This is a genomic window from Streptomyces sp. NPDC047014 (assembly GCF_040644195.1).
GTDB lineage: Bacteria > Actinomycetota > Actinomycetes > Streptomycetales > Streptomycetaceae > Streptomyces.
Window position 1 is genome coordinate 298049 of the sequence record NZ_JBEYVX010000001.1, and the last position, 13467, is coordinate 311515.

At 75.3% G+C, this 13467-nt stretch carries 12 protein-coding genes and 1 pseudogene; 7 read left to right on the top strand and 6 right to left on the bottom strand.

Annotated features, from left to right (window positions below):
• The first annotated feature begins 968 nt into the window (after positions 1–968).
• From ABZ873_RS01145 to ABZ873_RS01155, 3 genes are all read left to right on the top strand, one after another.
• The gene (locus ABZ873_RS01145; protein ID WP_360863597.1) at positions 969–1913 is read left to right on the top strand and encodes a spherulation-specific family 4 protein; all 945 of its coding nucleotides are present in this window, start codon (positions 969–971) and stop codon (positions 1911–1913) included.
• A 181-nt stretch (positions 1914–2094) separates the two neighbouring features.
• Entirely contained in the window at positions 2095–2238 is a 144-nt protein-coding gene (locus tag ABZ873_RS01150) for a hypothetical protein (protein ID WP_360863599.1), read from the top strand.
• Positions 2239–2241: 3 nt separating this feature from the next.
• Positions 2242–2922, top strand: a complete 681-nt coding sequence (locus tag ABZ873_RS01155; protein WP_360863600.1) for a M15 family metallopeptidase — start codon at positions 2242–2244, stop codon at positions 2920–2922.
• A 3-nt stretch (positions 2923–2925) separates the two neighbouring features.
• On the opposite strand, the gene ABZ873_RS01160 is transcribed toward ABZ873_RS01155, so the two are convergent.
• The 3 genes from ABZ873_RS01160 to ABZ873_RS01170 all read right to left on the bottom strand — a co-directional run bounded on the left by ABZ873_RS01160 (position 2926) and on the right by ABZ873_RS01170 (position 5049).
• Complete coding sequence (locus tag ABZ873_RS01160) at positions 2926–3393, bottom strand: GNAT family N-acetyltransferase (protein ID WP_360863603.1); 468 nt, start codon at positions 3391–3393, stop codon at positions 2926–2928.
• 46 nt (positions 3394–3439) lie between these two features.
• Positions 3440–4240, bottom strand: a complete 801-nt coding sequence (locus tag ABZ873_RS01165) for an inositol monophosphatase family protein (protein ID WP_360863605.1) — start codon at positions 4238–4240, stop codon at positions 3440–3442.
• A 65-nt stretch (positions 4241–4305) separates the two neighbouring features.
• Positions 4306–5049 (bottom strand): maleylpyruvate isomerase family mycothiol-dependent enzyme, encoded by a 744-nt coding sequence (locus tag ABZ873_RS01170; RefSeq protein ID WP_360863607.1) that lies wholly within the window; start codon positions 5047–5049, stop codon positions 4306–4308.
• A gap of 37 nt (positions 5050–5086) precedes the next feature.
• On the opposite strand from ABZ873_RS01170, the gene ABZ873_RS01175 reads away from it, so the two are divergent.
• A complete protein-coding gene (locus tag ABZ873_RS01175; protein ID WP_360863609.1) occupies positions 5087–5776 on the top strand; it encodes an alpha-ketoglutarate-dependent dioxygenase AlkB in 690 nt (229 codons plus the stop codon).
• Positions 5777–5818: 42 nt separating this feature from the next.
• Complete coding sequence (locus ABZ873_RS01180; RefSeq protein ID WP_360863610.1) at positions 5819–7087, top strand: ROK family protein; 1269 nt, start codon at positions 5819–5821, stop codon at positions 7085–7087.
• A gap of 105 nt (positions 7088–7192) precedes the next feature.
• On the opposite strand, the gene ABZ873_RS01185 is transcribed toward ABZ873_RS01180, so the two are convergent.
• Positions 7193–7813, bottom strand: a complete 621-nt coding sequence (locus tag ABZ873_RS01185; RefSeq protein WP_360863639.1) for an ATP-binding protein — start codon at positions 7811–7813, stop codon at positions 7193–7195.
• A 229-nt stretch (positions 7814–8042) separates the two neighbouring features.
• Between ABZ873_RS01185 and ABZ873_RS01190 the strand changes: the two genes are divergently transcribed.
• Positions 8043–9188 (top strand): PLP-dependent cysteine synthase family protein, encoded by a 1146-nt coding sequence (locus tag ABZ873_RS01190; RefSeq protein ID WP_360863612.1) that lies wholly within the window; start codon positions 8043–8045, stop codon positions 9186–9188.
• A 41-nt stretch (positions 9189–9229) separates the two neighbouring features.
• Here the strand turns inward: ABZ873_RS01190 and ABZ873_RS01195 are convergent, their stop codons facing one another.
• On the bottom strand, positions 9230–9715 hold the full coding sequence (locus ABZ873_RS01195) for an SRPBCC family protein (protein ID WP_360863614.1): 486 nt from the start codon (positions 9713–9715) through the stop codon (positions 9230–9232).
• Positions 9716–9996: 281 nt separating this feature from the next.
• Between ABZ873_RS01195 and ABZ873_RS01200 the strand changes: the two genes are divergently transcribed.
• Positions 9997–12447 (top strand): hypothetical protein, encoded by a 2451-nt coding sequence (locus ABZ873_RS01200; RefSeq protein ID WP_360863641.1) that lies wholly within the window; start codon positions 9997–9999, stop codon positions 12445–12447.
• Here the strand turns inward: ABZ873_RS01200 and ABZ873_RS01205 are convergent.
• A pseudogene (locus ABZ873_RS01205) lies at positions 12398–13216 on the bottom strand (AAA family ATPase); the annotation flags it as partial. The gene ABZ873_RS01200 and the pseudogene ABZ873_RS01205 sit on opposite strands and share 50 nt — an antisense overlap.
• Positions 13217–13467: the final 251 nt, after the last annotated feature.

The window sequence follows — 13467 nt, forward strand, 5'->3', positions numbered from 1 at the left end:
GGCGGGTGCCGTTTCGGCACCCTTCTGGCGCGCGACCGCGCAGGCGGTTGCCGCCGAGCCCGGCGCGGGGTCATGGCGGCCGAGCTGCCTCGGCTTGATTGCGTTGCCTTCGTCGGTGCGGGAGGGGGAGCGTGGGTCCGGTGGGCGTGGTTTGGCCGCATGGCCTGTTGGCGGCCTCCGCTGGGTCTCGCGGACCAGGGCGGCGTGGAACTGGGCACGTGCCCCATCGGCCGCCCGGAGCCGGCGGAGTGCCGAGGTCACCAGGGCAGGGCGGGTGGCACCGGCGAGCCCGGCGGGCTATGGCATCCCGGCTGCCTCAGCCTCCTGGGGGCACTGCCTCGCGCGCACATCACACCTGCGCCCGTGGCCCATGACGGCCTGGACCCGACAGTGCCTCCTGCTGGCTGCCCCGGCTGCGGGCCGGGCACGGATTCAAGTCAGCGCCGTCAGCGAGGACGAGGCGTGCCAAGGTCTGTCGCCTGCCAGCTCCGCATGGTCTCGTGCGCCCTCCTCGACTCCTCACCGCGCTCGTCGTCCTCGCCGCCGCTGCCCTCGCCGTGCTCGCCGGCTGCGCCCTCCCGCGCGTGGGCCGTGGCGCACCCGCACGAGTGGGCCCTGCCTCCGCGTTGCCGATGTCCGCATGGGGATCCTCCGCGCCGCCCGCGGCGGCACTGTGCGCCCCGAGGACGGGCGGATGGCCGTCGGCTCCGTCCCAGGTGGCCGCCCGGGACGCGGTCGGCCGGGCCAGCCGCGGGGTCAGGCGCCGGGCCGCTGGCTTCGCGCGCAGCGCCGGGTGAGGGGGCCATGCCGTCGGGTGGCCGCCGTCGCAGGGTGCGGGTTCACGGGATGCGGGGAAGGGTCGATCGTCTGTTCCTCATATCAATGCGCGAGGTTTGGCTTTGAGGCGAGGGCGGTCCGTCTAGTGTTCCTCGGGAACCCACCCTCGCCTCCGTCGGAGGAAACGTTTCATGCCTCGCGCCGTGAAGGCTCTGTTCGCCGTGCTCGCCGCCGTCCTGCTGGCCGCCCCGGCGCCACCCGTCACCGCGCCCGTTCGCTATACGGCCTCCGCCGACGTACCGCTGACCGGGCCGCCGCCCACGCCCCGGCCGCCCGGCGTGCGGGGGCTGGAGATCGCGGTGCCGACGTACGTGCACGCGAATGATCGGATGATGGACGACGTCACCCGTGCCGCCCCCGCTCCGTCCGTCGTCGTGCTCAACCCGGGCAACGGTGACGCCCCCTTCGACTCCGCCTGGCGCGCCCGCGCCGACGCGCTGCGTGCCCGCATCACCGCCACCGGCGAGCGGACCCGCGTACTCGGCTATGTGCACACCGACCATGGCAACCGCCCCGCCGCCGCCGTCAAGGCGTCCGTCGACAACTACCTGCGCACCCCCGACGGCCGGCTCCACGTCGACGGCATCTTCTTCGACGTCGTCAGCCGCGACTGCGGACCCGGCAACGCCACCCGCGACCACTACGCCGAACTGCGCCGCTACGTCCAGGACACCATGGGCGCCGTCGACCCCGCCGCGCCCGACCTCGTCGTCAACAACCCCGGCACCGCCATAGCCGACTGCTACCTGGAGCCCGGTCACCGCACCGCCGACGTCTTCGTCACGTACGAGGACACCTACGCCGCCTACACCGGCGCGGGCTGGCTCGGCGGCAACGTCTTCGACCACCTCACCGGCTACCGCTCCGGCACCGAACTCGACCCCGACGGCACGGCCTTCTGGCACCTCGTGCACGACGTCCCCGACGAGGCGGCCATGCGCGCCACCCTCCGTACGGCCTTCGACCGCGGCGCCGGTTACGCGTACGCGACGGACACCGTGATGCCCAACCCCTGGAATCGGGGCCCGAGTTGGAGGTACGCCGCCCAGACCGGCTTCGCGGCCACGATCGGCTGAGGCTCCGGGGCGGTCACCGGCCGAGCGTGTTCATCAGGATGATCGCCGTGAGGTTCGCGAGGATGACCACCACGACGACGGTGATCGTGGCCCATGACCGCTGTGATTCGTCGAGGTCCACCTTCCGCCTCCCGGCCGGGTGCGACACCGTTCTCCACCGGCTCTCCACCGGCCTTCTGCCATGGTGACCCGCATCGGCGCCGCGCACCTCCTGGACGCCTCCTGGACGCCTCCTGACACCTCCCGACACCTCCTGGAGATCGCCCGGGATTCACCCGAACGGCCCGTTTCAGGTCTCGCCGTCACGCGTCCGGACGTACGGTGAAGCGTGAGCCGAACGCCCGTCACGCTGGCCGCGGCCCTCACCCTGTGCCTGGGCACGCTGTCGTGCACCGCCGCACAGCAGGCGCCGCCGCAGGCCGTGATGCAGCCCGCGCGGGCGCCCGCCCTCGCGGCCTCGGTCGTGGACGTCCCCGCCGACAAGCTGGGCGCCAGCTACCGCCCCGGCTGCCCCGTACCCCCTGACCAGCTGCGGCTGATCCGGATGAACCACTGGGGCTTCGACGGCCGCGTCCACCGGGGGGAGCTGATCGCCCACCGCGACGCCGTGCAACCCCTGCTGCACGTCTTCGGCCGCGCCTTCGACGACCGCTTCCCGATCCGCCGCATGCGCGTCATGGCCGAGTACGGCGGCGACGACCTCAAGGCCATGGCCGCCGACAACACCTCCGCCTTCAACTGCCGCCAGGTCGTCGGCGACGCCGGCAAGCTGTCGCGGCACGCGTACGGGGACGCGGTGGACATCAACCCGCTGGAGAACCCGTACGTCGACATCCGCGGCGTGGTCCACCCCCCGGCGGGCCGCGCCTACCTCCGCCGTACCGGCTCCCGCCCCGGGATGATCAAGGACGGCGGCCCGGTGGTGGAGGCGTTCCGCGACGTCGGCTGGTACTGGGGCGGCCGCTGGAGCAACCCGGACTACCAGCACTTCTCCGTGACGAGCGGGTAGGCCCTAGAAGGCTCTGCCGGGGCGCCAGACGTACCGGATGTCCGGCTCCCGCTCCTCGTTGCGGTGGCCGTCGGTGCGCTCGCCCTCGATGAAGCCGTACCGCTCGTAGAAGCGGCGCGCGGGCTCGTTGACCTGGAACGACCACAGCGTCAGCCCGGACGGACGACGCCGCTTCGCCAGGTCCACGAGGCGCCCGCCGATGCCCCGGCCCTGCCGGGCCGGGTCGACGTAGAGCTGGTCCAGCTCCTCGCCGTCCAGCACCATCATCGCGACGACCGCGTCCTCGACGGCCGCCACCCACGTCTCCTGGCCGGGCACGACCACCTCCCGGATCCAGGAGCGGACCTGGTCGTCCGTATGCGCCCGGCGCACGCCCGGCAGGGCCGCCGCGAAGGAGCGCAGCCATACCTCGGCCACCGCTGAGGCGTCGGAGTCGACCGCGCGGCGGACGACAAGATCGTTGATCTCCACAACGACGCATACTCGCAGGCCGCGCCTGATACGGCCGCACCCACCCTCAGCCCCGGCCGCGCAGCATCGACAGCAGCAGCGCGTGGGTCTCCTCGTCGGCGGCGGCCGCGAGTCCGCGGCCCGCTTTGCCCAGCGGGGCGCCGTCGATGCCGGTGACCACGCAGCCGGCGGCCCGGCACAGGGCGATGCCGGCCGCGAAGTGCACACTCCCGCTGAGGTCGCCGCCATCGGTGACGTACGCCGCCCGCTTCCCGGCGGCCACCCAGGCCAGCGCCAGCGTCGTGGACACGACGCGCGGCCGGAACCGTGCGACGAACCCGGGGTGGGCCAGCAGGTCCACGGCACGGAACCCTGGCGCGCTCGGGAACGGCGGATCCAGGTTGACGTCCACCAGCCGGGTGGCGGGCGTGGGCGTCAGCCGTACGTCGTCCGCCCCGTCCCGCCGCAGCCAGGCGGTCTCGCCGTCGGTGAAGAAGACCTCGCCGCTGAACGGGTCGGCCACGGCCGCCGCCCCGTCGCGCAGCGCCACGTTCACGGCCACCAGCATGGTGCCGACGGCGTAGTTCAGCGTCCCGCACAGGGGATCCACCAGCCATTGCCGCTCGGCATCGGCGGCGCCCCGCCGCCCGCCCTCCTCGCCGAGGATCGCGTCCTCGGGCCGCGCGCCGCGGAGGACGCCGAGGATCGCCCTCTCGGCCTCCACGTCCGCCGCGGTGGCGAAGTCCCCGGCCCCCTTGTCGATACGGCGCAGCTCCCGGCCGTACATGCCACGGACCACGTCCGCACCCGCCCGCGCCCCGGCTGTCGCGACGGCGGCATCGTCGGAGCCGGCGTAAGAGTCGATCATGCCGCGCAGGCTACCGAGACGAGGCGAGGCGAGGCGAAGCGAGACGAAGTGGCCCGTCCCCGCCCTCAGATGCCCGAGGACTCCGTCCACAGCCGTGCCAGCGCCAGGTCGCCCGATACGCCCGGCCCCATCAGCGGTGCGCGGTTCCACAGGGCCGCGTACAGCCAGGACGCCTCCTCCGTCAGTTCGCAGTCCGCCGGTTCGCCCGTGTCGCCGCGGACCGTGTGGGGCGGGGCCGCCGACAGGTGGACGGTCCACACCGCGCCCGTGTCCGCCGCGCGCACCCGGAGCACCCGCGGCTCCTCCGTCCGTACGCGGCTGCGCGGCCGGGCGTGGAAGCCCGTCAGGAGCTCGTCCACGCCGTCCTCCGCGAAGGCCGGGTCCAGCTCCGAGAACAGCACGCCGTGGGCCGTCTCCGCGTCCAGCCGGTGCACGGTCGTCTCGTGCGCCTGCCGCCGCGCCCAGAACGCCAGCGGCGAGGGCGGGGCCGTCGGGAGGAAGGTCCAGCACTGCACGTCGGCCGGGGCCTCGGTCAGGACGCGCACCAGGTCCGCGTGCCCCTCCCGGAACCACCCCAGCAGCTCGCCGCCGACCAGCTCCGGCGCGTCCGGGAAGCCCAGCGGCTCCAGCCGCGCCTCCGCGACGTACGCGGCGGCCCAGCGGTGCACCGAGCCGGTGTGGCGCAGCAGATCGGTGACGCGCCAGCCCGGGCAGGACGGGACGGGGGCGTCGGTGCCGGCGCGCTCGGCCACGTCGGCGAGCAGTTCGCCCTCGCGTGCGAGCGTCTTCACGTACTCGGTGGTCTCCATACCGGGAGTCCTATCAGTCCGGCCCGACAATGGAGGCATGGACGGGGAACTCTTCCCGCGCGAGCGGACCGTGATCGCCCCCGGCGCCGTGCACGTGCCCGACTGGCTCGGGCCCGCCCGGCAGGCCGAGCTGCTGGCCGCCTGCCGCGTCTGGGCCCGCCCGCCGGCCGGCCTGCGGACGGTCCGCACACCCGGCGGCGGGGTGATGAGCGCCCGGCAGGTGTGCCTGGGCCTGCACTGGTACCCGTACGCCTACGCCCGCACCGCCGTCGACGGCGACGGCGCGCCCGTCAAGCCGATGCCCGCCCGGCTCGCGCGGCTGGGACGGGAGGCGGTGGCCGCCGCGTACGGGACGCAGCCCGGGCCGACGGAGCCCGGATCACCGGAGCCCGGATCCGGAGGCCCGGACGCCTACGACATCGCGCTGATCAACTTCTACGACGGCGACTCCCGCATGGGCATGCACCGCGACGCCGAGGAGAAGTCCCCGGCCCCCGTGGTCTCGCTCAGCCTCGGCGACAGCTGCGTCTTCCGCTTCGGGAACACCGCCTCGCGCGGGCGCCCGTACCAGGACGTCGAACTGCGCAGTGGCGACCTCTTCGTCTTCGGCGGCCCCAGCCGGCAGGCGTACCACGGGGTGCCGAAGGTCCTGCCGGGCACGGGCCCGCCGGAGCTCGGGCTGACGGGGCGGCTGAACATCACCCTCCGGGTCGGCGGGCTGGGCTGAGGACGGCGCCCGGCGGCCCCCGATCATGCGAGGATCGTTGCCATGAACGGCAACGGGGCCCCGCCGCGGGTGGGGGATGTGACCGCGCCGTCCGCGTCCGGCACGGGTACGCGGACCAGGCTGGAGCGGGGCCGCGGCGCGCTCGGGCCGGCGCTGGAGCTGGTCCACACCGGCCGGGCCCCCACCCGTGCGGTCCTCACGGCCGAGCTGGGCGTCACCCGCGCCACGGCCGGGGCCGTCGCGGCCGAGCTGGAGGCGCTCGGGCTGATCCGCGTCGACTCCCGCCCCGGCGGGGCCGGCGGTACGGGCGGCGCGCAGGGCCGCCCCTCGCACCGGCTCTCCGTGGCCGAGGACGGCCCGGTGGCGCTCGCCGCCCAGGTGCACTCCGACGGCTTCCGGGCCGCCCTGGTCGGCCTCGGCGGGCGGATCGTGGCCACCGCCCCCGGCAAGGTCACCGTCTCCGCCGACCCGGCGCAGGTCCTCGGCGCGGTCGTGGAGGCGGGCGCGCTGCTGCTCGCGGAGAGCGGCCGGCGCTGCGTCGGCGCCGGGCTCGCCGTCCCCTCGGCGGTCGCGGAGCCGGACGGTACGGCGCTCAACCCGCTGCACCTGGCCTGGCCGGCCGGGGCGCCCGTACGGGAGATCTTCGCGGAGTGCGTGAAGTCCGCCGGGATCGACGGCCCGGCCCTCACCGGCAACGACGTCAACCTCGCCGCCCTGGCCGAGCACCGGCACGGCGCCGGGCGCAGCGCCCAGCACCTGCTGTGCGTGGCCACCGGGCACCGCGGGGTCGGCGGGGCGCTGGTCCTGGACGGCCGTCTGCACAGCGGGAGTTCGGGCCTGGCCCTGGAGGTCGGCCACCTCACGGTGAACCCGGAGGGGCGGGCCTGCCACTGCGGCGGGCGCGGCTGCCTGGACGTGGAGGCGGACCCGCTGGCCTTCCTCACCGCGGCGGGCCGCAGCCCCGGGCCCGAGGTGTCGCTGCTCCAGCAGGCCCGTGACCTGCTGCGGGACGAGCCCGCGGAGCCGGCGGTACGGGCGGCCACGGAGGAGCTGATCGACCGCCTCGGGCTCGGCCTCGCGGGCCTGGTGAACATCCTGAACCCGGACCGGATCATCCTCGGCGGGCTGCACCGCGAGCTGCTGCACGCCGACCCGGAGCGGCTGCGCGCGGTGGTCGCGGACCGCAGCCTGTGGGGCCGCAGCGGGGGCGTACCGATCCTGCCGTGCACCCTGGACCACAACAGCCTGGTGGGCGCCGCCGAACTGGCCTGGCAGCCGGTGCTGGACGATCCGCTGGGGGCGCTGGCGTGAGGGGCTGACGGGGGGCGTGCAGGCGGGCGTGCATGCGCGGTGCCTGCGCGTCCGCGGCCCGGGCACCGGCCGCGGCTCAGGCACCGGTCCCGGCTCCGCCTTCGGTCAGCCCGGCTGGAGACCCGCGGGCGCGGCCTCCGGCAGCCCTGCCTGGGCGCCCGCCGGGACGCCGAGCGGAACCCCCGCCGGGAGGGCGTCCGGCAGCCCCGCCGGGACCGCCGTGGGCCCAGCCACCGGGACCGCCGTGGGTCCCGCCACCGGAACCGCCCCGCCGCCCACCAGCAGCGGCTGCGCGGGATCCCGTACCGGCGTGGTCATGATCCGGGTCAGGGCCGGCTGCGGTGCGCCCACTGGGGGCGCCGTCAGCGAGAACCAGACGGCCTTGCCGCAGCCGTCCGCGCGGAGGCGGACGCCCCACGCCTCGCTGAGGGCGGCCACGAGCGCGAGACCGCGGCCGCAGGTCTCCAGCGCCCCCGGCGGCGCCGAGCGGAGTACCGGGAGGCGGGGGTCGCCATCGAGGACCGAGACCGTCACGCGGCCGAGCCGCAGTTCGATCTCGACGACGCAGGTGGTGTCGGGCCGCGCGTGGCGGTGGACGTTGCTCAGCAGCTCCGTCACGCCGAGCGCGGCCCGGTCTATGAGGGGGTCGAGCTGCCAGTGGCGCAGCTGGGACGAGACGATCCTGCGGATCTGGCCGATCCGCGACGGCAGGGCATGCAGTTCCACGACGCAGTGCCTGCGGGAATGACTGTTCACGGCTGCGACTCCCCGACATGAGTGTTACGGGTGCTGCACCCTCGGTCATGCTCCACCAGGGTCACCCACGGTGCCCCGCCCTGCAACCGAGCGCGATCGAAAGCGATCCGCATAGATACCCAAAGTGACTGTTTGTGCAGGTGGGAGAGGTACATTGCGAAAGCAGGGGGCGGCTTACACCCATGAAGGAGCGCGGCGCATGAGCACCACCAGCACCACTGGTACCAGCGGTACCACCCGCACCACCGTCGACGTCGACCGCAGCGACGCGGACTACCGCGACTGGCTGAAAGAAGCCGTCCGCAAGGTGCAGGCCGACGCCAACCGCTCCGCGGACACCCACCTCCTGCGCTTCCCGCTCCCCGAGGAGTGGGGCATCGACCTGTACTTGAAGGACGAGTCCACGCACCCCACGGGCTCCCTCAAGCACCGCCTCGCGCGCTCCCTCTTCCTCTACGCGCTCTGCAACGGCTGGGTCCGCCCCGGACGGCCGGTCATCGAGGCGTCGTCCGGCTCCACCGCCGTCTCCGAGGCGTACTTCGCCAAGCTGATCGGCGTCCCCTTCATCGCCGTGATGCCGCGCACGACCAGCCCGGAGAAGTGCCGGCTCATCGAATTCCACGGCGGCACCTGCCACTTCGTGGACGACCCGATGAAGATGTACGAGGAGTCCGCGGAGCTGGCCGCCCGCACCGGCGGCCACTACATGGACCAGTTCACGTACGCGGAGCGGGCCACCGACTGGCGCGGCAACAACAACATCGCGGAGTCGATGTACCAGCAGCTCAAGCTGGAGCGCTTCCCCGAGCCCGCGTGGATCGTGGCCACCGCGGGCACCGGCGGCACCTCGGCGACCATCGCCCGCTACGTGCACTACATGCAGCACGACACCCGCATCTGCGTCCCGGACCCGGAGAACTCCTGCTTCTTCGAGGGCTGGACCAACGACGACCCGGAGGCGAGCAGCGACTGCGGCTCGCGCATCGAGGGCATCGGCCGGCCGCGCATGGAGCCGAGCTTCGTGCCCGGGGCCATCGACCGGATGATGAAGGTCCCGGACGCGGCGAGCATCGCCGCCTGCCGGGCGCTGGAGACGGCCATAGGGCGCAAGGCGGGCGGTTCCACGGGCACGGGTCTGTGGAGCGCCCTCAAGATCGTCTCGGAGATGGTGGCGGAGGGCCGCACGGGCAGCGTGCTCACCCTGCTGTGCGACCCGGGCGACCGCTACCTCGACAAGTACTACTCCGACGCGTGGCTGGCGGCGCAGGGGCTCGACATCGCCCCGTACGCCCAGACCCTCGACACCCTGCTGACGACCGGCGTGTGGCGCGAGCCGGGCGCCTGATCCGGGAGCCGCGCGCCCGGCCTCTGCCCCTTGCGGCCCGCCTACGCCCTGCCGTGCGCCGGGGTGAGGCGGGCGTCCAGCGCGCGGACCGCCCGGCGGAAGGACAGGCCGAGGCCCGGGCGGGCGGCCCTCAGGGCCAGCCGGAACGGGGCCGGGCCGTCGGCGGCGAAGGTCCACCGCACGCTCGTGCCGGAGCCCGCCGGGGTCAGCGCCCACTCCTCCAACAGGGCCCGCATCCCGGGCGCGTTGGTGGTGTCGACCCGATAGGCGTAGCGCCGGACCGGATCCGCCGCCATGATCGTCTCCTCGAAGCGGATCCCGCCCGCGAGCCGCACCTCCCGGCCCGCACCGCCGTGCGTGGGCCGTGCCAGGGTCACCGCCCCGAACCACCGCGACCAGCCCTCCACTTCCTCGGCGAGCGCCCGGTAGACCGCCTCGGGCGGGGCCGCGGCCGTGGCCGTGAACACCAGCCGCACCGGTGCGACCTCCGCGAAGTCCAGCCCCACCGGGCGGAGTCGGCGAGCCATGTGAGTACCCCCTGGTACGAGGAGCGAGGAACGAGGACGAGAGCCTGGTCCAGGACTTGGACGAGGACGTGAGCGAAGCCCTGGACAAGGGCGTAGGTGAGGCCCTGCCCGAGGACCCGAGCCATGCCCGGACATACGTGCGCGCGCCACCCTAGCCCCGCGCCCCCGAGAAGTCCCCGCCCCGTCCCCGCCTCCTCCCGCCGAACGCCACGGGATTCCCCGGACATTCGCGGCGGATTCCCCCGAACGGGGCCTGGGCAGCGCCCCCCTCGCGCGGGATGCTGGAACGCGCCGATCCCGCCCCGCGAGCGGAGGCCCCCGTGCCGGAGCACCCCCCGACCGATCCGCCCCTCGCCCTCGAACTCCTCGTACACGGCGTCGCCGGTGCCTCTCCCGCCGAACTGCTCGGCGACCCGCGCACCGTCCGTATCAGCGGCGACTCCACCGCCGCCGTCTTCCGCCGCGCCGAGGACGCCGACGCCGAGGCCCACCCCGAGCGGTACGCCGGCCGGGCCGTGCCCGAGGCGTACTGCTGGTCCCGGCTCACCTCCGGCAACGGGGCCCGCGCCCTGTGGCTGCTGCTCCTGCCCTTCATGGTGGTCAACCTCGCCCACTGGGCCCGCCCCGCCCCCTCCACCGACGATCCCGCGCCCCGCGCCGTGCGCGCGTACGGGGTCCTCGTACGGGTCGTCGCGCTCTCCCTCACCGTGCTGCTGATCTCCGCCGCCTGCGAGGTCTCCCTCGACCTGCTCGCCTGGCAGTGCGCCGGATCCGCCCATTGCGCCGGATCCCGCTCCTGGCTCGGCTTCCTCGCGCCCGGCGGCGGCTGGTGGGCCCAGCCCGGGCGGCGCCTCGCCCTCGGCGCGCTGGTCCCCGCCGCGCTGACGGGGCTGCTCTGGTACCTCGCCAACCGCACCTGGAGCGCCTACGAATCCCAGCCCCCGCCCGCCGGCACCGCCGACCCGGATGCCGCCTCCGACACCGCGCCCGCGCTCGGCCGCCCCGGATTCTGGTACGGCCGCCGGTTCGTGGCCCGGCTGCGCGCCGCCCACACCGCCGCCGGGCTGCTCACCGTGGCGGTGGCCGTCGCCGTGCCCACCGCCCGTCACGACCGCCGGGCCGGGGTGCCCGCGCTGGACGTCCTCGGCTGGATCCTCCTGGCCCTGCTGGCCGCCGGTGCGGTGACCGTGGCCTGGGTCGTCTGCCGCCGCGGCCGGACCGAGGACCGCCCCGACCACCGCCTCCAGCGGGCCGCGCTGACCCGGCTGCCCGTGGTGGCTCTCGCCCTGCTCGCCGCCGTCCTGCTGTATGCCTGCTGGTCGCGCCCCGGCTGGACCTCCGAGGGCCGCCTGCCCGGCGACTTCGCCTTCGGCGTGCTCATGCTCGGCCAGGGGCTCTGCGTGCTCGCCCTCGCCGGGGTCGCCCGCTCCCTGCACCGGCGCGCCCCCGACGCCTCCGTCGCCCTGCGCGGCCTCGGCGGGCCCGCCGTCGCCATGCTCGGCTGCGCCCTCGGCGGGGTGATGTCCGCCGGTGTCGCCCAGCGCGTCGCGGACTGGCTGGACGGCGGAGCCACGCCCGGGGCCCCGGGAGCGCCGCTGCCCGGACCGCCCGTGCTGCTGTCCTGGCAGGCCGCCGTCCTCCCGCCGCTGCTGCTCGTGCTCGCCGGGCTCGCCGCCCGGTTCGCGGTGCGCGGGAACCGGGACCGGCGCAGGCTCGCCGCCTCCGTGGCCGGCGAGTACCCGGGGGAGACCCCGGACCGCGACCGCAGCCGCCGCATCGCCGGGGCGCGTACGGCCGCCGCGCTCACCGACTCCGCGCCCGCCTTCGTCGCCGCCGTCTCCGGGGTGACGCTGGTGCTCGGTGCGGCCGCGCTGGCAGGGTCCTGGCTCAGCGGGGAGGTGCCCGGCGAGGCGGCCCGCGGGACGCTGCCGCCGCTGGAGACGGCCGCCCGGCTGGCCCAGGACGCCGGGTCCTGGCTGGTCGGCTTCGGCTGCGTCCTGTTCGTCGCCTGGGGCCGCCGTGCCTACCGCGACCCGGCCGCCCGGCGGACCATAGGGATCCTCTGGGACGTCGGCACCTTCTGGCCGCGCGCCGCCCACCCCTTCGCCCCGCCCTGTTACGCCGAGCGCGCGGTCCCCGACCTGATCTGGCGGATGGCGGGCTGGACCGAACGCACTGGCGGCCGCCTGGTGATCTCCGGCCACTCCCAGGGCAGTGTGCTGGCCGCGGCGGCCGTCTGGCAGCTGCCGCCGCCGGTCCGCCGCCGGGTCGCCCTGCTCACCTACGGCTCCCCGCTCGCCCGGCTCTACGGCCGCTGGTTCCCCGCCTACTTCGGCCCCGGCCCGCTCGCCGCCTTCCACCGGGAGCTGGACTGCTGGCGCAACCTGTGGCGGGCCACCGACCCCATCGGCGGCCCCGCGCTGCCCGGACCGCACGGCATGGCCCTGTCGGAGGTGGACCGGGGCCCGCTGCCCGACCCCGTCGCCTACGGGCGCAGCGCGCGGAACCCGCTGCCCGCACCGATCCTCGGCCACGCCGACTACCAGGCGGACCCGGCCTTCGCCGCCGAGCGCGACGCCCTGCTGGCGCTGCTGGACCGGGCCGCGGGGGGCGGCGTACCGGGGCAGCGGCCCTCGGACGGCCCGCTTCCGGCAGCCTCCCCGCCCCTCGTCCCCGGTACGGTCAGCAGGGGGCCGGGAGCGTCGGCAGGTCCGCCGGGAACAGCAGGGTGAGATCGTCGGTGCTCGGCCCCACCAGCTGGGCCACCCGCCCCGCGTGCCGCTCCACCATCGACTCGAAGGTCTGCCGGGCGGTGCGGCCGTTGCCGAAGGCCGGGCCCTTCGGCAGCTCCGTGAAGTACGTGAGCAGGGCCTCGGAGGTGCCCTCCCCGAGCCGGTACTCGTGCTCCTCGGCCTGCTGCTCCACGATCCGCAGCAGCTCGCCGGGGCCGTAGTCCCCGAAGGAGATGGTCCGCGAGAACCGCGAGGCCACGCCCGGGTTGACCGTCAGGAAGCGCTCCATCTCCGCCGTGTACCCGGCGACGATCACCACCACCGCGTCCCGGTGGTCCTCCATCAGCTTCACCAGCGTGTCGATGGCCTCGCGGCCGAAGTCGCGGCCGGAGTCCTCCGGTGCCAGCGCGTACGCCTCGTCGATGAACAGCACCCCGCCACGGGCCCGCTCGAAGGCTTCCTGCGTACGGATCGCCGTGGAGCCGATGTGCTCGCCGACCAGGTCCACCCGGGAGACCTCGACCAGATGCCCGCGCTCCAGCACCCCGAGGGCGGCCAGGATCTCCCCGTACAGCCGGGCGACCGTGGTCTTGCCCGTGCCGGGGGAGCCGGTGAAGACCAGGTGGCGGCGCACGGAGGCGGCTTTCAGGCCCGCCCGCTGGCGCGCCCGGCCGACCTCGATCATGTCGGTGAGCGCCCGCACCTCGCGCTTCACGCTCTCCAGGCCCACCAGCGCGTCCAGCTGTCCCAGCACCTCGCCGGAGTCCCGGGCCGTCGCCTGACCCTCCTGCCCCGGCTGTCCCGCCTGCCCGGCCTGTCCGCCCGGCTCCGCCCGCGTCCCGTCGGCGGGCCGGGGTACGGACGCGGGTGCGGGCGGGGCCGCCGGGCCCTGCGCCGCCGGTGCCGTACGGGCGGCCGCCTGCGCCGTGGCGAGCGGTCCGCCGGGAGCGGCCCCGCGGGTTGGTGACTGTCATGCCCGCAGACGCCGCCCACCCCAGCCCCCGCACGCCCGGCACGCCC